The sequence below is a fragment of the Sneathia sanguinegens genome (assembly GCF_001517935.1).
In the GTDB taxonomy this organism is placed as follows: domain Bacteria; phylum Fusobacteriota; class Fusobacteriia; order Fusobacteriales; family Leptotrichiaceae; genus Sneathia; species Sneathia sanguinegens.
The window spans coordinates 1-20,187 of record NZ_LOQF01000004.1 but is presented as its reverse complement, the minus strand read 5'-3'; the positions used below and the strand labels follow the sequence as shown (position 1 = coordinate 20,187).

General features: G+C 26.6%; 17 protein-coding genes and 1 tRNA gene. 4 read left to right on the top strand and 14 right to left on the bottom strand.

The window, feature by feature from the left end; translation table 11 throughout:
* Positions 1-2: 2 nt before the first annotated feature.
* The 10 genes from AWT65_RS02560 to AWT65_RS02515 all read right to left on the bottom strand — a co-directional run bounded on the left by AWT65_RS02560 (position 3) and on the right by AWT65_RS02515 (position 14,511).
* Positions 3-974 (bottom strand): hypothetical protein, encoded by a 972-nt coding sequence (locus AWT65_RS02560; protein WP_066729062.1) that lies wholly within the window; start codon positions 972-974, stop codon positions 3-5.
* Positions 975-986: 12 nt separating this feature from the next.
* Positions 987-1,697, bottom strand: a complete 711-nt coding sequence (locus AWT65_RS02555) for an RsmE family RNA methyltransferase (protein ID WP_066729059.1) — start codon at positions 1,695-1,697, stop codon at positions 987-989.
* Between the two features lie 3 nt (positions 1,698-1,700).
* Positions 1,701-2,699 carry a Holliday junction branch migration DNA helicase RuvB gene (gene ruvB, locus AWT65_RS02550; RefSeq protein WP_066729056.1) on the bottom strand — a complete coding sequence of 333 codons (999 nt, stop codon included), beginning with the start codon at positions 2,697-2,699 and terminating at the stop codon, positions 1,701-1,703.
* Positions 2,686-3,192 carry a hypothetical protein gene (locus AWT65_RS02545; RefSeq protein ID WP_066729052.1) on the bottom strand — a complete coding sequence of 169 codons (507 nt, stop codon included), beginning with the start codon at positions 3,190-3,192 and terminating at the stop codon, positions 2,686-2,688. Before AWT65_RS02545 ends, ruvB begins: the two co-directional genes overlap by 14 nt.
* Positions 3,193-3,199: 7 nt before the next feature.
* The gene (glyS, locus tag AWT65_RS02540; protein WP_066729051.1) at positions 3,200-5,197 is read right to left on the bottom strand and encodes a glycine--tRNA ligase subunit beta; all 1,998 of its coding nucleotides are present in this window, start codon (positions 5,195-5,197) and stop codon (positions 3,200-3,202) included.
* A complete protein-coding gene (gene glyQ / locus AWT65_RS02535) occupies positions 5,194-6,075 on the bottom strand; it encodes a glycine--tRNA ligase subunit alpha (RefSeq protein ID WP_066729050.1) in 882 nt (293 codons plus the stop codon). Before glyQ ends, glyS begins: the two co-directional genes overlap by 4 nt.
* Positions 6,072-6,551 (bottom strand): signal peptidase II, encoded by a 480-nt coding sequence (lspA, locus tag AWT65_RS02530; protein WP_066729047.1) that lies wholly within the window; start codon positions 6,549-6,551, stop codon positions 6,072-6,074. The genes glyQ and lspA overlap by 4 nt, the downstream gene beginning before the upstream one ends.
* On the bottom strand, positions 6,538-9,333 hold the full coding sequence (ileS, locus tag AWT65_RS02525; protein ID WP_198142941.1) for an isoleucine--tRNA ligase: 2,796 nt from the start codon (positions 9,331-9,333) through the stop codon (positions 6,538-6,540). Before ileS ends, lspA begins: the two co-directional genes overlap by 14 nt.
* Entirely contained in the window at positions 9,333-11,513 is a 2,181-nt protein-coding gene (locus AWT65_RS02520; RefSeq protein ID WP_066729042.1) for a Tex family protein, read from the bottom strand. Before AWT65_RS02520 ends, ileS begins: the two co-directional genes overlap by 1 nt.
* Positions 11,514-11,607: 94 nt before the next feature.
* A complete protein-coding gene (locus AWT65_RS02515) occupies positions 11,608-14,511 on the bottom strand; it encodes a hypothetical protein (protein WP_066729041.1) in 2,904 nt (967 codons plus the stop codon).
* Between the two features lie 117 nt (positions 14,512-14,628).
* On the opposite strand from AWT65_RS02515, the gene AWT65_RS02510 reads away from it, so the two are divergent.
* Entirely contained in the window at positions 14,629-16,731 is a 2,103-nt protein-coding gene (locus AWT65_RS02510) for an ATP-dependent helicase (RefSeq protein WP_066729039.1), read from the top strand.
* A gap of 5 nt (positions 16,732-16,736) precedes the next feature.
* The gene (locus AWT65_RS02505; protein WP_066729037.1) at positions 16,737-17,261 is read left to right on the top strand and encodes a hypothetical protein; all 525 of its coding nucleotides are present in this window, start codon (positions 16,737-16,739) and stop codon (positions 17,259-17,261) included.
* Between the two features lie 52 nt (positions 17,262-17,313).
* Here AWT65_RS02505 and rpsI read toward each other — a convergent pair whose 3' ends face one another.
* Both rpsI and rplM read right to left on the bottom strand, forming a co-directional pair.
* Complete coding sequence (rpsI, locus tag AWT65_RS02500; RefSeq protein ID WP_066729034.1) at positions 17,314-17,709, bottom strand: 30S ribosomal protein S9; 396 nt, start codon at positions 17,707-17,709, stop codon at positions 17,314-17,316.
* 15 nt (positions 17,710-17,724) lie between these two features.
* Positions 17,725-18,159, bottom strand: coding sequence for a 50S ribosomal protein L13 (rplM, locus tag AWT65_RS02495; RefSeq protein WP_066729029.1), 435 nt, complete (start codon positions 18,157-18,159; stop codon positions 17,725-17,727).
* Between the two features lie 165 nt (positions 18,160-18,324).
* On the opposite strand from rplM, the gene AWT65_RS06790 reads away from it, so the two are divergent.
* Together AWT65_RS06790 and AWT65_RS06345 are read left to right on the top strand one after the other, a co-directional pair.
* Complete coding sequence (locus tag AWT65_RS06790; protein WP_269744834.1) at positions 18,325-18,456, top strand: hypothetical protein; 132 nt, start codon at positions 18,325-18,327, stop codon at positions 18,454-18,456.
* Positions 18,457-18,471: 15 nt separating this feature from the next.
* Positions 18,472-18,621, top strand: a complete 150-nt coding sequence (locus AWT65_RS06345; protein WP_083497799.1) for a DUF1232 domain-containing protein — start codon at positions 18,472-18,474, stop codon at positions 18,619-18,621.
* A 22-nt stretch (positions 18,622-18,643) separates the two neighbouring features.
* Here AWT65_RS06345 and AWT65_RS02490 read toward each other — a convergent pair whose 3' ends face one another.
* Together AWT65_RS02490 and AWT65_RS02485 are read right to left on the bottom strand one after the other, a co-directional pair.
* A complete protein-coding gene (locus AWT65_RS02490) occupies positions 18,644-19,978 on the bottom strand; it encodes a C1 family peptidase (RefSeq protein WP_066729027.1) in 1,335 nt (444 codons plus the stop codon).
* 47 nt (positions 19,979-20,025) lie between these two features.
* Positions 20,026-20,102, bottom strand: a tRNA-Asn gene (locus tag AWT65_RS02485).
* Between the last annotated feature and the right edge of the window lie 85 nt (positions 20,103-20,187).

The following is a 20,187-nucleotide window of genomic DNA, read 5'->3' as shown; positions in this document are numbered from 1 at the left end:
TCCTATCTTGAACTTTCTATTACCAAACCTTTTGTTATATTATTATCTTCTTGTAATTTAACTTCTCCTAAAAGATTTGCAATTTTTTTGGCTATAAAAATATCTTCCTTATTATATTTTATTACAACACCATCACTAACCTTAGAATCTTGTTTTAAAATAACTTGGTAATCTGTTAAAATATTTTGTATATCCGAATTAGCATTTTTTGTTATTAATGTTATTGGATATTGTACATTTGCATCATTTCCTGTAATTAGAACTACATCTGCATCAGGTTTTATAGATTGATCATTTAAAATTTTTATATATTTTGAACTAATACTATTAACAAATTTATTCAATTCTGCTTCAGTCAATTTATGATTTATTATATATGTCATATCTGAGGCTTTTGAATAATTTTCTGCATTATATTCCATTTTCAAATTAGTTGCGAAAGCATCTCCTAATTGTTTTGCAAAGCCTTGTATACCATTTGCATTCAATATTTCAACTTTTTTACCTTCAAGTGAAACATTAGGATCAACTTCATTAGAATTTTTTACATCTATTATTTCTGAACTTGAATCAGAATTTATAAGAGCATCACTGTCCATACCTGATAAAATATTTGCTAATTTTATACTATCTATCATTTCTTTACCATTTACATTCATTCTTGGTACTTCCACAAAATTTTCAGGTTTTTGACCGATTTGAACTTCCTTTATTTCATGAGGGAAATATTTTGTCAAGTCTACTAATAATTTTCTTTCATCTTTTAAATGTTTTCCTGCAAAATTAAAGAAATAATCATCAACTTTAGTTTCCTTTGTTAGATAAGTTCCCTTAGGTATTTCAATAACTTGATTATCATAATATACATAGTAATTATCTCCAACCAAAACCATTCTATTTCCATTTTTTGTATCTTCTCTCATTCCACAAGAAAATAAACTAGCTAATGTAAGTATTAATATTATTTTTTTCATGTCTAGTCTCCTTTAATATCCATAACTATGCGACAAAATTGCACAAACAACTATTGCTGCTGTTTCTGCCCTTAATATTCTATTCCCCAAACTTATTTGAATAGCATTTTTATCATCTAAAATATTACATTCATTTTTTGTAAAGCCACCTTCAGGTCCTATTATGCACAATATATTTTTATCTTCAGATGAAATTACTTCAGTTATTTTTTTATTTTCTAAAGATTTTTCATATAAATATATTACTTTATCATAAGAACTAAAATCTATCTGTCTTAAATTTGTTATTTCACTAATATTAGTTCTTTTAACTGCTCTACATTGTTTCATACTTTCAGTAACAATATCAGACCACTTACTTTTACTATTATCAATTTTAACAACTACTCTTTCAGTTTTCAAAGGAATTATATTTCTAACTCCTATCTCTGTTAATTTTTTTATTAGTAAACTCATCTTATCATTTTTTATAAGTCCTATTGCTACATCAATATTAATATTTAAACTATATATATCCTCATCTTTATTTTCAATTTTAGCTAAGATTTCCTTTTTTGATACCTTAAATATCTTGCAAATATATTGATATTCTCCATCAGTAACTCGGAAATAATCACCAACATTAAGTCTATAAACATTAATTAAATGTCTAATGTCTTTAATGTTGGATATTATAACAAAATCTTCATTTATTTGTTTTTTATCAACGACTATACTTAACATTTATCATTCACCTTTTAAGCCTAAATGCTTATATGCCTTTTCTGTTACAACACGACCTCTTGCTGTTCTTTTAATTAAACCATTTTTCACTAAATAAGGCTCGTATACTTCTTCAACTGTTCTTTTATCTTCACCAAGTAATAAAGATAAAGTTTCTAGCCCAACAGGCCCTCCATTATAGTTTTCTATTATTTTATTTATTATTCTTCTATCCATTGAATCTAAACCATATTCATCAATTTCTAGCATATTCAATATACCCATAACAGATGCTTCATCTATTATACCTTTTCCTTTGATCATGGCATAATCTCTTGCTCTTTTTAATATTCTATTTGCAAGTCTTGGTGTACCTCTACTTCTTTTTGCCATAATTTCTATTGCTGTATCTTCATAAGGTATTTCTAAAATTTTAGCTCCTCTTTTTATTATACTAGAAAGTTCATCAATTGTATAGAATTCCATTCTATGAGAAACTCCAAATCTATCCCTTAAAGGTTTAGATAACTTCCCAGCATTAGTTGTAGCTCCTATCAAAGTAAATTTAGGTAAATCTATTCTTATACTTTTAGCTCCATGTCCTTTTCCAATAAGTATATCTATTTCTCCATCTTCCATTGCCGGATAAAGTATTTCTTCTACACTTGTATTTAATCTATGAATTTCATCTATAAATAGAACATCTCCATCTTCTAAAGCTGTTAAAATAGATGCCAAATCTCCGGATTTTTCTAAAACTGGTCCTGAAGTTATTTTTATATTTTTATTCATTTCATTTGCAACAACATAGGCAAGTGAAGTTTTCCCCAAACCAGGAGGACCATATAGTAAAATATGATCCATGGGTTCATTTCTCAATTTTGCTGCTTGGATATATAATTTCATAGCCGCTTTTAATTTTTCTTGTCCTATATATTCATCAAAGTTTTTTGGTCTAAGATTATTACTAAGTCCACTATCTTCAATATGTTCTGATAAGTCTGTAAATCTATCTTCTCCCATTATCTCCTCCAAATATTATAACAATATTATCTTTTTTATTAATATCTTCTTGAACTATTAAAAAATCTTTATTAATGCTTCCATATTTTTTTTGCATCTTTTTTCCATAATCATTTAATAAGCCAAGAATATTTTTAGTATTATTCTTATTTTTTATTTTTTTCTTTTCTTTTTCTATTGTATTAATTTTAACATCATTTTCAGTAGTTCCTAATTTTTTTATAGTGATAAATGTATTTTTTATGTCTTCATTTTTTAATTCATAAGAAATATCTTCCCTTTTTTTAGAACTTTTTGTAATAATATTTATTCTATCTCTTGGATAAGTTTTTTTATCACTACCTATCAAATAGGTTATATTAAGACCTATGCCATTATTCTTAGCATCAATAGGTTCTATTTTTAAATTATCTAAAATATATTTTGATTTATCTTCTTCACCTTTTAGGCAAATAAAAGATAATAAAGATATAATTAGAATAAGTTTTTTCATATTACTCCTATATTTCAATAATATTTCCTACTAACTTAAGTAAATTATTAAGTAGGGCTAATCTATTATCAGAAATAGCTTTTTCATCTACATTTATTTTTACAGTATCAAAAAATTCATTTATATCTTTTTCACTATTTATTAAAATATCTATAGTTTCAGAAAAATTCTTGTCCTTTAATGAATTTAAAATATCTTTCAAATTATATTCTGCTTTTTCTTTAAATAAAGCCTCATTTATTTCTATACTCTTACTATCTTTAACTATATTTTTTATTCTTTTAAGAACATTTATAAGGCTAGTGAATTTTTCTACTTTAGCTAATTCCTTTAATTTTTCTAATTTTGTTATAATTTTACTGAAATTTGTTTCAGTATTAATTACATATAAAATTAAATCTTTTGAATATGTTTCTGCTAAAATAGTTTCTAATCTTTGTTTGAAATATATCTTATATTCTTCCAAAGCCTTTTTATTAGTTACTTCTTTCATAGAATTGAAAATTTCATAAGCTTTTTCTATCAATTTCATATAATCAATATCTAGCTTTTTATTCAAGGCTACATAGCATATACCTTGTGTTGCTCTTCTTATTGCATAAGGATCTTTTGAACCTGTAGGTTTTAAATCTACACAAAAAGCACCTATACTTGTATCTAATTTATCTGCTATAGAAGCTATAGTTCCCTCAAAGGTACTTGGTAATATATCTCCCTTGAATCTTGGTAAATAATGTTCTCTAATAGCCTTTGATACAATTTCATTTTCTCCAGTTTTAATTGCATAAATAGAACCCATCAACCCTTGTAATTGTGTAAATTCTTTTTCATTTATTACATTAGAAACTAAGTCTGCCTTTTCCAAATAAATAGCTCTCAAAGCATCTTCATTTGCTCCCATATATTTTGCAATTTCTTGCATTCTTTGCATTTTTTCATAAATAGTTCCCATATCTTTTTGGAACATTACATTTTTTAATTTTTCAACATTAGCACTTAATTTATTCTTTAAATCTTCATCAAAGAAGAATTTTGAATCTGCTAATCTCGGAATTATTACTTTTTCATTTCCTAATTTAACACTTTCTGAATAAAATGGTGCATTTCTAATAACAACAAAATTATTTGCAAGTTTTCCATCCATATATCTTACCGGGAAATATCTTTGATGAGTTTTCATAGTTATAGTTATCAAATCTTCAGGTAAAGCCAAATATGCTTCATCAAAACTTCCTAAAATAGCATAAGGATATTCTACTAAATTAGTAACTTCTTCTAATAATTTTTCATCAATTTGTGTCTTTTTATCAGAACTATCACAATTTTTATGTATACTATCTATAATCATTTGTCTTCTTTTTTCATGATTTACTATAACATAATTTTGTTCTAATAATTTTTCATAATTAGTTATTTCATCAATTTCTATATCTTGACTTGCAAATACTCTTATTCCTCTTGTCTTATTACCTGCTTTAATACCTTCAAAATTAAAGTCAAGAATATTTTTTCCAAGCAAAGCAACTATCCACTTTATAGGTCTGACAAATCTAAATTCATGTCTTCCCCATTTCATTGTTCTTTCAAATTCTAATGATTTTAATGCCTTTTCCAAAATTTCTGGTAAAATATCCACTGTATTTTTACCTTTTATAAATTTTTGTATTTGTACATATTTACCTTTAGCTGTATCAATTAGCTTATATTCATTTTCTTTCAAATTATTTGCTGCTAAAAAGCCTAATAAAGCTTTTGTTGCCTTTCCGTCTTTTATAGCTACAGCATAGTTAGGTCCTAATTTAACTTCATTCAAATCTTCTTGTTTTTCAGCTAAATCTTGAATTACAAAAGCTAATCTTCTTGGTGTACTAAAAGATTCAATTTTAGAAAATTTTATTCTCTCTTCATTTAAAAATTTAATCATCTTATCTTTAAGAGCTTTTTCAGATATATCCACATATCTTGATGGTAATTCTTCAACTCCTAATTCAAATAAAAAATTCATTGTTTATCTCCTTTTTTTAATAATGGAAAACCTAAAGCTTTTCTATTTTCAACAAAAATTTCTGCACATTTTTTCGCCAATTCTCTAACTCTTAAAATATATGCCATTCTTTCTGTAGTACCTATAGAACCTCTAGCATCTAAATTATTAAATGTATGTGAGCATTTAAGTACATAATCATAGGCTGGTAATACCAACTTATTTTTCAAACAATTTTTTGCTTCTTTTTCATACATATCAAACAATTTGAAATTCATTTCACTATCACTTATTTCAAAACTATATTTTGACATTTCATATTCATATTGATATCTTCTTTCACCATATTTAACAGTTTCTGACCAATCAAGTTCATATACATTGTCTTTATTTTGTAAATAAAGTGCAATTCTTTCTAAACCATAAGTTATTTCTACTGGTGTTATTTCTACTTCTAAGCCTCCAACTTGTTGAAAGTATGTAAATTGTGTAATTTCCATTCCATCAAGCCAAACTTCCCAACCAAGCCCCCAAGCTCCTAAAGTTGGTGATTCCCAGTTATCTTCTACAAATCTAACATCATGTTCCTTAAGATCTATTCCTAATGCTTCCAAACTTTTTAAATAAAGTTCTTGTATATTATCTGGAGATGGTTTCATCAAAACTTGAAATTGATGATGTTGATAAACCCTATTTGGATTTTCTCCATATCTTCCATCTTTTGGTCTTCTTGATGGTTCAACATAAGCAACACTCCAATCTTCTGGTCCCAATGACATTAAAAAGGTATCTGGATTAAATGTTCCTGCACCATTTTCTACATCATAAGGATTAGCTAAAACACAACCTTGTTTTTCCCAATATTTTTGAAGTGTTAATATTATATTTTGAAAAGTCATTTTTTTCTACCCCTTTTTAATATATATGCTATTATAACTAGATATACTCCTATATGTATATACATATCAGCTATATTAAATACAAATTGCCATATAGTTCTAAAATCTATCATATCTATTACATAAGATCTAAATAATCTATCAAACATATTACCTGCTGCACCTGCAATAATGAATAAGACTCCTACTTTTGTTAAATTTGAATATTTATGAAAATTTTTCAATTCTGTAAAATATATATATGCTATTAATATTAAACTAACTATAGTAAAAGCTTTTATATGTCCTTGAAATACTCCAAAAATACCTCCGTGATTTTCAACATAGGTTAATCTAAAGAAATCTCCAAATATTTTCATTGAATAGCCTATCACACCATTCGCTAAATTTCGCATTGCTTGCTTAGATAATTGGTCTATTAGTAATAATAAGACAACTATACCTACATAAAGAAAATTTTCATTATTCTTCTTCATTTAATTCTCCATTTTCTTTCATTAGTCTAAGGACTTCTGCATCTCTTTTTGTAACTTGTCCAAAGGCTTCATCTCCCATATCTTCACTATATTTCCAACATCTTTGACATTTTTTACCTAGGGCTCTTACAATCTTAACTGTAACACCTTCTATTTCTGTTTCTTCTAATTTTTCATCTGTAAATTCTATTTGAGAAACTAAGAATATATCTGATAAATCCCAATCTGAATATGTCTTTACAAAATCAAATTTTTCATTTTGTATATTTAACATTACTCTTGCATCAAGTGCTAGACCTATTTCACCCTTTTGTCTTTTTTCTTCTATTTTCTTATTTACTTCTTTTCTTAAATTAGCTAATTTATTCCATTTTTCTTCTAATTCATCATCTATATATTTTTCATTTGCATAAATCCATGAAGTTAATAAAACACTTTCTGAATCTTTTAAGTCTTCTGGCATCTTATCCCATATTTCTTCAGCTGTAAAAGATAATACTGGTGATATTACACGAACTAAAAATTGTAAAATTTCAGCTAAAACTGTTTGTGCTGATCTTCTCTTCAAACCTGTTTTATATTCACAATATAGTCTGTCTTTTATAATATCTAAATAAAATGATGACATTTCTATAATACAAAAATATGAAATTTCTTGGAAGATATTATAGAATTCATAGTTATCATATAATTTTTCTAATTTTTTCTTTAATCTTTCTAGTCTATTCAAAGCCCATTTATCAATTTCTAGCATATCTTCATAGGCTACTTTATCCTTACTATAACTAAAATCATAAATATTTCCTAAAAGATATCTAGCTGTATTTCTAATTTTTCTATATGAATCTGAAGTTCTATTTAAAATATCTTCTGATAATCTAACATCTTCTCTATAATCTACTGATGATACCCATAATCTTAAAATATCTGCTCCATATTTTTCAATAACATCATTTGGAACTATTGTATTTCCTATAGATTTACTCATTTTTCTACCTTGACCATCATTTACAAAACCATGAGTTAAGATTCTCTTATATGGCTTATCTTTTGTACTAGAAATAGAAGTTAAAAGTGATGATTGAAACCAACCTCTATGTTGATCTGAACCTTCTAAGTATAAATCTACTGGTCTTTTATATCCTCTTGTTGTAACTACTGATCTATGAGTAACCCCTGAATCAAACCATACATCCAAAATACTCTTTTCTTTTCTTATTTCATCTGCATTTAATTCATATTTTTTAAGTAATTCTTCTCCAATTATTTCTTTTGCACTATATTTCCACCAAATATCAGTTCCTTCTTTTTCAACTAAAGAAATTACTCTATCCATAATATCACTATGATAAATTATTTCATTTTTCTTATTATAGAAAATAGGTATAGGTACACCCCAAACTCTTTGTCTTGATATACACCAATCTGGTCTAACTTCAAGCATAGCCTTTATTCTATTTTTACCCCATTGAGGATAAAAAGTTATTTCATCTAAAGCTTTAATAGCTCTTTCTCTTATATCACTGTCTGCTATATTTATAAACCATTGTTCTGTAGCACGGAATATAATTGGCTTTTTACTTCTCCAATCATGAGGATATGAGTGAACTATTTCTTCATAAGCTAAAATATGACCACTTTCTAATAAATCTTCAACGATTTTCTTTTCTGCTTTTTTATAGAATAAACCTTCATATTTACCAGCTTCAAAAGTCATATGTCCTCTATCATCTACTGGTGATAAAATACCAAGATCATATTTATTACCTGCTATAAAGTCATCTACCCCATGTCCTGGTGCAGTATGTACACAACCTGTACCAGCTTCAAGAGTTACATGATCAGCTAATATAACTAAACCTTCTCTATCAAAGAAAGGATGTAGATAATGCGTTCTTTCTAATACTTCACCCTTAAAAGTTTTAATTAAGTCATACTTTAAATTCATTTTTGCAAAAGCTTTTTCTGCTAATTCTTTTGCAACTATTAAATTTCCTTTTTCTGTCTTATAAACTCCATATTCAAAATCTTTATTCAAAGCTATACCTAAATTAGCTGGTAAAGTCCATGGTGTTGTTGTCCATATAACTATGCTTGCACTATCCATTCCTATAGCCTTCAAGCCATCATCTAGCATATCCATTTTTACATATATTGCTGGGGAACTGACATTTTTATATTCTATTTCAGCTTCAGCTAAAGCTGTTTCAGTTGTTGGAGACCAATAAACTGGTTTCAACCCTTTGAATATATATCCATTTTCATAAATTTCTTTAAATACTCTTAATTCTTCTGCTTCAAATTCAGGTTTTAATGTAATATATGGATTATCCCAATCACCTAATACCCCTAGTCTAACAAAATCCTTCTTTTGTTTTTCTACTTGCTTTAGTGCATATTTTTTGCATTCTTTTCTTAAATCTAAAGTAGTCATTGAAGCAAGCTTTTCACCTTTTTCTTGAATAATTTTCCATTCTATTGGCAAACCATGAGTATCCCACCCTGGAATATATGGTGCATTATATCCTCTTAATCTCTTATATTTCAAAATTATATCTTTTAAAATCTTATTAATAGCATGTCCAACATGAATGTCTCCATTTGCATAAGGTGGTCCATCATGTAAGAAAAATACTGGTTTTGTTTTATCTGCTATACTTTTTTCATATATTTTTGCCTTTTGCCAATCTCTTAATTGAAGACCTTCTCTTTGAGCTAAATTTGCCTTCATCTTAAAACTTGTTTTAGGTAAATTTAAGGTTTTTGAATAGTCTAATTCCATTATTTAACTCCTTTTCTTGACAATGTAACTCTATGTCTTATTTTATCAATACTTAAAACTCTTACTTTTATAATATCTCCTACAGTTAATTCTTTTGTAGGATCTTTAACAAATTTATCAGATAATTCTGATATATGTATCATAGCATCATTTTTTAAACCTATATCAACAAATACACCAAATTTAGTAGCATTTCTAACTGTACCTTCTAATAGCATGCCTTCTTTCAAATCTTCCATAGTCAAAATATCAGATTTTAATATAGGCATAGGATAATCTTCTCTTGGATCTCTTCTATCCTTTAATAAAGCCTTATATACATCTATAATTGTTTCCTTACCATAATTTTTAGCTAACATTTCATTTAAAACTGCCTTTTGTCCCAAATTATTTAATTTTTCACGACTTAAATTATAGTCTTTCTTAAATTCATCTTTTGTAATACCTATTAAATTCAATATATCTTGAGCAAGCTTATATGATTCTGGGTGAATTATAGTATTATCAAATGGATCTTCTGATTCTGGTATAACAACGAAACCTGCCATTTGTTCAAAAGCTTTTTCACCTAAACCTTTTACTTTTTTTAATTCTTTTCTTGATTTAAAATCTCCATTTTCTTTTCTATAATCCACTATATTTTTAGCAATATTTTTCTTTACTCCTGATACATAACTAAGTAAAGCAAAAGATGCTGTATTCAAATTGACACCTACTCTATTAACGATTTTTTCTATAGTATTAGTCAATTCTTGTTCTAATTCTTTTTGATTTACATCATGTTGATACATACCTACACCAATAGATTTCGGATCAATTTTAACCAATTCTGACAAAGGATCTTGCACCCTTCTTGCTATTGATATAGTTCCTCTTACTGTAACATCTAAATCTGGAAATTCTTCTGCTGCTAATTTTGAAGCTGAATATACAGAAGCCCCTGCTTCATTTACAATGATATATTTACAATTTAAGCCTTTAATCGCATCTGCAACAAAAGCTTCTGTTTCACGAGATGCTGTACCATTTCCTATTGATATTATATCTACTTTATAATCCTTAATATATTTAATCAATTTTATTTTAGATTTCTCTAGCATACTTGCACTATGCGCCCCCTTAACAGGGTAAATTACATCAGAAGTTACAAAAAAACCTTCTTTTGAAATTACAGCTAATTTACATCCAGTTCTAATACCCGGATCTAAACCTAAAATAGTCTTCTTATAAATCGGTGCTTGCAATAATAAAGCTTCAAGATTAGTAGCAAAAATATTAATAGCTTCCTTATCGGCATTCTCTTTTAAATTCGCTCTAACCTCATTTTCTATAGATGGAAAAAGTAATCTTTGATAACTATCTTCAATTACCTTCATTAATTCTTCCTTCATATCAGAATTTGCTTTTTTAAAGAAATGATTATATAAATATCTAAATATTTTTAATTTCACACTTTCTTCAAAATCAAGACTAACTTTAAGTATCTTTTCTTTTTCTGCACGATTAATTGCTAATATCTTATAAGATGCTATTGTTTTAACTGTTTCATTAAATTCATAATAATTTGAATAAACTAATCTTTCGTCAAGTGCCCTATTTTTTTCTATAACATTTGCATAAAGTATAGCATTTTGACTTGTTTGTTCTCTTAAATATTCTCTCAAATTGACTGTTTCAGATAAATCTTGAGCAAGTATCAAATAAGCTCCTTCTATTGCTTCTTCTGTATTTTGAACTTCTTCATTAAGATATTCACCTGCACAATTTTGCAAATCTTTTATGCTAAGTCCATCCAATATTTTTTTTGCAAAAGGTTCAAGACCCTTTTCTTTAGCTATATCTGCTTTAGTTTTTTTCTTCTTCTTATATGGTAAATAAATATCTTCAACTTTTTGTAAAATTGTTGCTTCACTTATTTGCTTTCTCAAATCATCAGTTAATTTACCTTGTTCATCTATTAATCGTATAACTTCTTCTTTTCTTTTTTCAAGATTTTGTTCATATGTTATTTTATCAATTATATCTCTTATTTGTTCTTCATTAAGTCCCCCAGTTACTTCTTTTCTATAACGAGAAATAAATGGGATTGTTGCTCCTTCTTCATATAATTTAAATGTATCTTCTACATTCTTTGCATTAATATCTAAAATTTTAGATACCCTTTGTACTATTTCTTCCACATTTCCTCCTACAATGTTTGACTTTCACTAATTATTGTACCATATATTCTTTTTTTTTTAAAGCTACGAAAAAAAGGCCAAAAGCCTCTTTTTCTTAGAAATTTATAGTTAACCCAAGTGAGTGTTTCATCATAACACCATCAATTCTATTCTCTACATATTTAATAGGAACAGCAACTCCATAATTTAGCATATAACTTTCATTTGGTTTATATACAATTTCCATAGATGGAATCAATATATTAACAGGTTTTAACCACTTATTTGTTGTTGATTTTTTTTCTTTTTCAAAATATTTATCTAAACCTTCTTTAAATAAGTATTTAGAATATTTAGATATATCAACCTTGGAACCCGGAACAATTTCATCAAAATTCTTATTATTTGTTTTAGGTGCATCTTTCTTTTTAATCAACATACCATTTTCTCTTTTATACACATCAACAGATACTGGTGCTTGTTCTGAAAATATATGTTCAAAATTTCCAACATAACTTATTCCCGGTTTAAATATCCATTTAGAATTTTTACTCTTGACTTTTAATTTAAAGTACATATCTGCATCTAAATTCAACTTATTATACTTTAATTCTTTAAAAGAAATATCTCTATTATTTATTTTTAAATTTGCACCTATTTCTGCAAATTCTGGTTCGTATATGAAATTCAATAAACCTGTAACTCTATATAAATGGTCATTATTATTACTATATATACTATTATCAAGATTCAAATTAGTAAATACACAATTATCTAAATCAGAATAATTAATATTAATATTCAATCCCTGTGCAACACCATAGTATGGTTTATATTCTTTATCAATATATTTATTTAATTTAGAAGCAAAGTCTACACTAACTATATCATTTTCAGACTTCAAAATTTGCAAACCACGAAACATATCAAAACTTTCTACTCTTTCTGGATGCTTAACTATATCAGACACTCCCTTAATATATTCAGTCCCTTTAATACCAATTATTTCATCTATAGGTTTTAGGTATGCTTTTTTATAATTTTTGAAAGAATTTATTGTTGATTTTATTGTTTCCCATTTACTGTAAATTTCTGCACTTAATCCAATTGCACTTAAAACATTTAAATTTTGCAATGTCTTATTTATATTTTCTAATATGCTAAGTGATGTTTCTATTTCTTTTTTTCTATTTTCTAATTCTTTTATACTTCTTTTTATTTTTTCATCATCTTTATCATTTAATGTTTTCAAAAATGCTATGTTTTTTTCTAATGCCTCATTTATTTTTTTCTTATTTTTTAACAATTCATTGCTTACATTACTAATTGATTTTTTCAAGTTTTTATATGTTTTGCTTCTATTTATATCAAATTTAGGTATAAACCAATCAAAATAAACTCCTTCTTTTGTTATATCTAATAAAGTATTCTTTATTGCATCTTTACTTTCAAATTTTCCTCCCAAATACTCAAAATCACCCTTCAATCCATTATATATCTCTTCTCCCAATTTAATATTCCCTATCAAATTAGGTGCTTCCATAAATTTTTCTACACCTTTTAATTGTTCTTTTGGAAACAAATAATCAATATCATCTGCTATTGACTTCTTTGGTCTTTCCTCTGGTGTAGGTTCTGGCTTTGGTGTAGGTGGTTGTGGAGGATTTGGTGTAGGTGGCTTTGGTTTATCCTCATCAATTTTTTCATTTATACCTTTTTTAAAATATTTTAAATAATCTATATAGTCCTTTGGTATGAAATTTTGAACATGATAACTTGAAACTTCGTCATTTGTTTTCATTTTAAATTCATAAAGTGCCTTATCAACAAAAGGAGCTATAAATTTCAAAAAGCTTTCATTACTTTTAAAATGATTTGCTAATTTAGCATATCCTTCATCATTTGAAGTTAATTTAACAAAATCATCCAAGGTCATTTTTTTGCCTTTTTGAACTTTTTCTAATATATTATCTATTTCTTTACCTTTTTTTCCTAATTCTTTTATTAATGATGTATATGCAAGATTCAATGCATAATCCATTACTGAAGTCCCATATAGAGTACCTGTAGGTAAACCTACAGATCTTATACTTCCTCTTTTACCAGTTAAAGTACCATTTTCTATACTTCTATTTTTACCAAGTTCCCAATTTTTAAAATATTCAACTTTTGTATAACCTGGTGATAGCTTTTTTGAATCTTTTTTCAATTCATCTATATTTAAAAGATCATCACTAAAATTAGAAAAATGATAATTTGCTCCTATAGTCAATTTCTTATTAGCTGTCTTTATTACATCTGTTTCAACTCCAGTAGCTATTGCTATTTCCCTTGCCTTTTTAGATAATGCAGTCATATATGCTAATCTAGGTCTAATTGACCATGAAGTTGGCATAAGTACACCAGAACTATTAAATTGTGTTATATCCTTTGTTCTTTCCTTATTTTCTAATCTTAACTTATCAAAGCCTACTCTTTCTTTTTCATAACCTTTAATATATAGGGTGTTTGTCATTTTAAATATATTTGTATCTGTATCTGTTTGAATATATGCTCTTTGAACATTAAAACTATATTTTTCATCATTAAATCTTAATGTACTAGGTTCTATTCTAGCTCCTATTTTTGTATTTATTTTTTTTATGTTAACTTCGCCCTCTATAATAGGAGCATCTAATACTATACCTTTTTTAACAATTTCCTTAACTAACCCAAATTTATCAGCTTTATTTTCTTCTTTATTACTTTTAGCCATTACCTGTGTCTTTGGCTTTTCCTTTGCTGATTCCAATAATTTCTTTATTTTTTTAGAAAATTCATTTATATTATCTGTTTTTGCTTCTTTAAATTTATCTTCTCTAGGTAAAAGCAACCTTATTGTCTTTTCTTTATCTAAATCTATATCTATTCCTTCAATTCCAAAAGATAATTCTGTTCCTAATTTAATTTTAAACTCTATATCTTTAGAATAGTTTAACAAACTAATTAGAATAGTGAAAAATATTATTCGTTTTTTCATATATCACCTCAACAAAATTCACAATATACTTAGTTTACCAAATAATACACTTTTTGTAAATATTCATTTTTATATTTAAGTGTGATATAATTCTTATTATTTAATAGGAGATTGACAATGAATATTTTAGACAACTTAAATGACGAACAAAAAAAAGCTGCAAGCTATATAACTGGTCCCACATTAATTTTAGCTGGTGCAGGTAGTGGTAAAACTAGAACTATAACTTACAAAATTGCTCATATGGTTAAAGAGTGTAATATTCCTAGCCATTCTATATTAGCTTTAACCTTTACAAATAAGGCAGCACTTGAAATGAAAGAAAGAATTTCTAGTTTAATTGGTGCTGATGCAAAACAAATGATAATATCTACTTTTCATTCTTTTGCAATAAGAATATTAAGACAATATGGAACAAATATTGGTTTTACAAACAATTTTAATATTTATGATGCTGACGATTCAAAAAAATTAATAAAAAAGATAATTAAAAATTCAAAATTAAATATAGATAAAACTGCTTCAGACTATTATTCAAAAATATCAAGATGTAAAGAAAATGGTATATGTTTAAAAACTTTTGATAAAGAAATGAATTTAAAAATTAATGATAATAGAATTTTTTATGAAATCTACAAGGAATATCAAGAAACTTTGATTAATAATAATTGTATGGACTTTACAGATATACTTATTAATTGTAAAAAATTACTTATGATTCCTGAAATTTTAGCAATTCTTCAAGAAAGATACAAATATATTTTAGTTGATGAATACCAAGATACAAATGACATCCAATACAACATTGTTAAATTATTAGCTCAAAAGTATAGAAATATTTGTGTAGTTGGTGATGAAGATCAAAGTATTTATGCTTTTCGTGGAGCTAATATAAATAACATACTTAATTTTGAAAAAGATTACCCAGAAGCTAAAATTATTAAATTAGAACAAAATTATAGATCTACTTCAAACATACTTAATTTAGCAAATTCTGTTATATCAAAAAATACAAGTTCTCTTGGTAAAGCACTTTGGACTAAAAATGGCTTAGGAAAAAAACCTACAATTTATGAAGCTTGTGATCCTTATGATGAAGCTCAATATATTTGTAATAAAATAAAAAGTTCTTCAAAAAAAAGAAGTGATTTTGCAATACTTTATAGAAGAAATGCACAATCTCGTATTTTAGAACAAGTATTAAACAAAAATGGTATATATTGCACAATTTATGGTGGCTTATCTTTTTACCAAAGAAAAGAAGTAAAAGATTTACTTGCGTATCTTTTATTTTTAAACAATCCTAATGATTCTATTTCCTTTGATAGATGTATAAGTAATCCAAAAAGAAATATTGGTGACAAGACAAAAGAAAAGATTTTAAATATTGCAAAGGAAAATAATATATCTTTATTAGAAGCTTTAGGAAAAGACACAAATAATCGTGTTAGTTCATTTTATAACTTAATAACTACTTTAGCTGAAGATGTTGACACCTTAACTGTTAGTGCCTTATTACAAAAATTAATTGAAAAAATAGATTATTTCGAATATATTTCAAAATTAGAAAATGCTGAAGATAGAAAACAAAATGTTTTAGAATTACTTACATATACACATGATTTAGAAAAAATGACTGAAAATTTAAGCTTGGATGAATTTTTAACCTTAACTTCACTTTCAAGTTCAAATGATAATGTTTCTACAGATGATAAGGTTAAACTTATGACTATACATAGTTCAAAAGGTTTAGAATTTGATACAATTTTCTTAGCTGGTTTTGAGTCTGATCTATTTCCAACTTATACTTCTATACTTGAACCAAGCGAATTGGAAGAAGAAAGAAGATTACTTTATGTTGCAATAACTCGTGCTCAACAAGAACTATATTTCACTTATTGTTTATCTAGATCGCTTAATGGTATTACTGAGTATAATAAAACAATTTCAGCTTTCTCAAGAGATATGAATGAAAATTATTATGAATATGAAAATAAGTTTATAAAACCAAATGAAATTAAGAAACAAACAACTTCAATAGAAAACTTTAATCCTTTTAAATTTACACCTAATACTAAATTTAAAATTGGACAAGTTGTTAAACATAATTCATATGGAACAGGTCGTATAAAAAATATAGATGATAAAGGATTGGTTATAGAATTTGCTATTGGCGATAAGAAAATTTCTTTAGCCTTAGCTGATAAATTTTTAAAGTAGGTCTTATGAAAAAAATATATATTTTATTCCTTTTTATTTCTTTTTTTACTTTTGCTAGAGAATTAAATTGGAAAAATACAGCAGATATTGAAAAATTAAATAATATAGCAAAAGTAGGTGACCTCATTATATACAAACCTAGAAAAAATAAGGTTACACAACTTTGGGGTCATGTAATGTTTGTTACAGAAAATAATAAAATTGTAGATTTTCCGAATATGCAATTTGGCTTAAGAGAATTCCCTTTCTCATTTTTAACTGCTGATAATAGAGAATTTATTTTATTAAGATACAAGGGAATAAATGATGAAATTAGAAAAAAATTGCTAGATAAGATTTATACTAAATATCTATATTTTTCATATTTCATCTTGACTCCTCCAAATATGACAATTGGAACAACATATTGCTCTCATTTCATATATAATCTATATAGAGATGTAGTAGGTGATGTAATAGAAAATAACTCTAATTTAATTTATCCTTTAGATTTTTTAAATTCTAAATATTTTAAAATCGTTGATTTTTAAAATTTAATTATAAAAAAATACACCCCATAAATGTGGGTGTATTTTATTTTTACTATCTCTTTGAAAATTGTGGACTTCTTCTTGCTTTTTTCTTTCCGTATTTCTTTCTTTCAACCATTCTTGAATCTCTTGTTAAGTATCCTGCTTCTTTCAATACTGCTCTATATTCAGCATCAATTTCTAACAATGCTCTTGCAACACCATGACGAATTGCTCCTGCTTGTCCTGAATTTCCACCACCATATACATTAACTAATACTTTATACTTATCCATTGTTTCTGTAACTTCTAATGGTTGTTCAACTATTTTAGCTAGAATTTCTCTTCCTTCAAAGTAAACTCTCATATCTTTTCCATTTATAACTACACCAGTATCTCCTGGTACTAATCTTACTCTTGCAACAGATGTCTTTCTTCTACCTGTTCCTAAATATTGTAACTTTGCCATTTTTTATTTTACCTCCTACTTTTCTACCTTTTCTGGTTTTTGTGCTCCGTGTTTATGATCAGCTGTAACATAAAGTTTTAATCTAGTAATTTGTTGTGCTCCTAATTTGTTCTTAGGTAACATTCTTTCAACTGCCTTTCTTAAAACATCAGTAGGTTTCTTATCTAACATTTCTTGCAAAGTTCTAACTTTTAAACCTCCAGGGTAACCACTATGTCTGTAGTATTTTTTATCTTTTAATTTATTACCAGTAACTGCAATTTTATCTGCATTTACAACTACTACATAATCTCCACCATCAACATGAGGTGTATATGTTGGTTTATCTTTACCCATAAGAATAACTGCAATTTCTGTTGCTAATTTTCCTAATATTTTTCCTGTAGCATCAATTTCATGCCACTTTCTTATAACTTCTTCTTTTTTTTGTGATTTTGTATACTTATTCACTTAAATTCCTCCTATATATTTCGTGAATAACGGTCCTTTGTGGGAAAGGATTATAGATTTATTCTATAATATTTATACTATTTTGTCAAGTTATGTTTTTTTGAAACTAATTGACAATTTTCGTCATTTTAAATTGATATAATATAAGAAAAAGGAGTATTTAATATGGGAATATTTGTAAGAGTAAAAGATAGACAAACTGGAAAAATTCGTGAAGTCTTAATAGATGCCACTAATTCAAGAGATGCTAAACAAATAGCAATGGAAAAATTTGGAATAGCTTATGAAATTCTTTAATTAAGGAGTTAAATTATGAAAAAAATTTTATTAATTATTTTTGCTATTATTTATGTTGCTTCGCCAATAGATATTATACCTGATGTTATACCAATTGCTGGGCAAGCTGATGATCTCATTGCAATAATAATGGCCATAATGGCTTTAAAAAATAAATTAGATTAAAAAGGAGTTACAAATGTAACTCCTATTTCATTAAGGCTAATGAACCCATTGGATCCCATGGTTTTAATATTATTGGTTCTTGTTCTATTTTTTCTCTTAAATTTTCTGGTAAATATTTCTTATTAATCACAACTTGGTATGTAAACTTATCCATCCATTCATCAGTCATAACGAAATATCCCTTATTTCCTGGTTGTTCTCCCCAACTATTTTCAACTTTCCAACGATTAGGTTTAGAGTTTACTAAATTAACACCTGATAATACCATTGCATGTGTCATTAAACTTTCACAATAATCTAGTGCTATTTCTTTTGACATAGAAAAGTCTATACCAAAACTCTTATCTACTTCAAATATATCTAAATCCATTAATCCTAATTGTCTGTCTGAACTTTGTCCAACATCACAACCAAACCAAACTGTAACACCATCTTGTAATTGTGAAATTGTAGCTTGTTTTAATTCATCCATAGTAACATTTAAATATTTAACTTGTCTTCCACCAAGAACATTTCCTAGATAATCTACTGTAAATGTTCTGTGATATGGTTTATCTTTAGTTGGTGCATTAATTAAGCTAATATAATCATTCAAATTAATACCAACATATTTATCAAAGAATTCTTTAGGTGTTACATCTATATCTCTATGAAAAATTCCATCTTTATCTTCATATTCGAAAGTAAATGTTTTAGGTGGTTTTCCTAAACTAACTACTAAGAAAGAATATATTTCATTTAAAATATCATCTTTTTTTTCTCTAATTTCTTCTAAAGTCTTTCCTTCTTCATTCATAGTTCTTAAAATTTGTGCTGATTTTCTTAATTTTTTATTTAATAAATCATCTAATCTCATAGAACTTGTACTATGGAAAGCTTCAGGCATTGCATACTTAGGAACTATTCCATATTTTTCAATTAATGAAGCTAGCATATCCCATTGTCCACCATCTTGTTGTGGTGTTGCTAATAAGAAATGTACTAATCTTGAATCTAAATCTTCATTTAAAGTTTTAATTATATTTTCTAAAAAATAGTTTGATTTTTCTAATTTATCATAGAAAAATGTATATGTTTGTGATAATTCAAAATCTTTCAATTTGTATTCTTTATTTAATTTATGTCTAAAAGTATTAAGTGCTGCAAACATCCAACATCTTCCAGATTGCTTTTGATTTGCAACAGCACCTGTTTTAATGTCAACTGAATAAATATGTTGGTCTCTTATTTGTGCTTCAGTATTAAATGTTGCATTATTAATTCCATTTTTACGAACAGAATTTTGTAAAACTTTTAAATTCTTTTTTTCAAAAGAAACTGAATATCTTTCAATATCATTTAAATTAATCTTTTCCATCTTTTTCCTTCCTTCTATGTATAATTAATATAATTAATAAAAAAAAATGGCGTCCTCGGATGGACTCGAACCAACGACCCTTTGGTTAACAGCCAAATGCTCTAACCAGCTGAGCTACGAAGACACCTAAACTTGGCAGTTACCAATCTTCCCCATTACTGAGTATTTTAGGCGTATATAGGCTTAACTTCTAGGTTCGGTATGTTGCT

What these genes read in the sequence shown, in the direction of transcription:
- AWT65_RS02560 (WP_066729062.1), bottom strand. Translation starts at nt 974, where the DNA reads ATGAAAAAAATAATATTAATACTTACATTAGCTAGTTTATTTTCTTGT.
- AWT65_RS02555 (WP_066729059.1), bottom strand. Translation starts at nt 1,697, where the DNA reads ATGTTAAGTATAGTCGTTGATAAAAAACAAATAAATGAAGATTTTGTT.
- ruvB (WP_066729056.1), bottom strand. Translation starts at nt 2,699, where the DNA reads ATGGGAGAAGATAGATTTACAGACTTATCAGAACATATTGAAGATAGT.
- AWT65_RS02545 (WP_066729052.1), bottom strand. Translation starts at nt 3,192, where the DNA reads ATGAAAAAACTTATTCTAATTATATCTTTATTATCTTTTATTTGCCTA.
- glyS (WP_066729051.1), bottom strand. Translation starts at nt 5,197, where the DNA reads ATGAATTTTTTATTTGAATTAGGAGTTGAAGAATTACCATCAAGATAT.
- glyQ (WP_066729050.1), bottom strand. Translation starts at nt 6,075, where the DNA reads ATGACTTTTCAAAATATAATATTAACACTTCAAAAATATTGGGAAAAA.
- lspA (WP_066729047.1), bottom strand. Translation starts at nt 6,551, where the DNA reads ATGAAGAAGAATAATGAAAATTTTCTTTATGTAGGTATAGTTGTCTTA.
- ileS (WP_198142941.1), bottom strand. Translation starts at nt 9,333, where the DNA reads ATGGAATTAGACTATTCAAAAACCTTAAATTTACCTAAAACAAGTTTT.
- AWT65_RS02515 (WP_066729041.1), bottom strand. Translation starts at nt 14,511, where the DNA reads ATGAAAAAACGAATAATATTTTTCACTATTCTAATTAGTTTGTTAAAC.
- AWT65_RS02510 (WP_066729039.1), top strand. Translation starts at nt 14,629, where the DNA reads ATGAATATTTTAGACAACTTAAATGACGAACAAAAAAAAGCTGCAAGC.
- AWT65_RS02505 (WP_066729037.1), top strand. Translation starts at nt 16,737, where the DNA reads ATGAAAAAAATATATATTTTATTCCTTTTTATTTCTTTTTTTACTTTT.
- rpsI (WP_066729034.1), bottom strand. Translation starts at nt 17,709, where the DNA reads ATGGCAAAGTTACAATATTTAGGAACAGGTAGAAGAAAGACATCTGTT.
- AWT65_RS06790 (WP_269744834.1), top strand. Translation starts at nt 18,325, where the DNA reads ATGGGAATATTTGTAAGAGTAAAAGATAGACAAACTGGAAAAATTCGT.
- AWT65_RS06345 (WP_083497799.1), top strand. Translation starts at nt 18,472, where the DNA reads ATGAAAAAAATTTTATTAATTATTTTTGCTATTATTTATGTTGCTTCG.
- AWT65_RS02490 (WP_066729027.1), bottom strand. Translation starts at nt 19,978, where the DNA reads ATGGAAAAGATTAATTTAAATGATATTGAAAGATATTCAGTTTCTTTT.